Annotated in this window: 1 protein-coding gene; it reads right to left on the reverse strand. The window is 79.4% G+C overall.

The features are described from left to right. The coding region (locus tag ABEB16_RS20540) for a glycosyltransferase (RefSeq protein ID WP_345714047.1) at positions 1–538 on the reverse strand (538 nt) is incomplete at both ends.

A 538-nucleotide genomic window follows, 5' to 3' on the forward strand; every position in this document is an offset into this window, starting at 1 on the left:
CGGCGGCCAGCGCCGCCGCGACGGCGGCGGCGGCCGGTGGCGGCCCGAACGCCGACCACAGCGACTTGGCGTACCCCTCGCGCAGCGCGGCCCAGCCCTCGTACATCCGGCAGGTGGCCAGCGCGGTGCCGTCGGCCACCCCGCCGCGCCCGCCGGCGGCCTTGACGGCCCGCACCAGCGCCACGTCGTCGAGCACCGCCGAGCGCACCGCGGCGAAACCCCCGGCGCGGCGCAGGGCGGCGGCGTCCACGACGAGGAACTGCCCGTTGGCCGCCGACAGCGAGGGCCGCCGGGACGTCTCGGCGGTGCGCAGCGGCAGCGTCGTCAGCCACGACCACTGCAGCAGCGGCTGCACGAGGCGCTCGGCGGCGGTGGCGGCGACCTGGCGGGGGTAGGGGCTGACGAGGTCGAGTCCGCTGCGGCACAACAGGTCCACGGCGGCGGCCACCGCGTGCGGGGCGAGGGTGACGTCGGCGTCGACGAGCACGAGGACGTCCCCGCGCGCCGCCGCGGCCAGCTGCGCGCAGGCGTGCGCCTT

It is taken from the genome of Kineococcus glutinatus (assembly GCF_039542765.1).
Classification (GTDB): domain Bacteria; phylum Actinomycetota; class Actinomycetes; order Actinomycetales; family Kineococcaceae; genus Kineococcus_A; species Kineococcus_A glutinatus.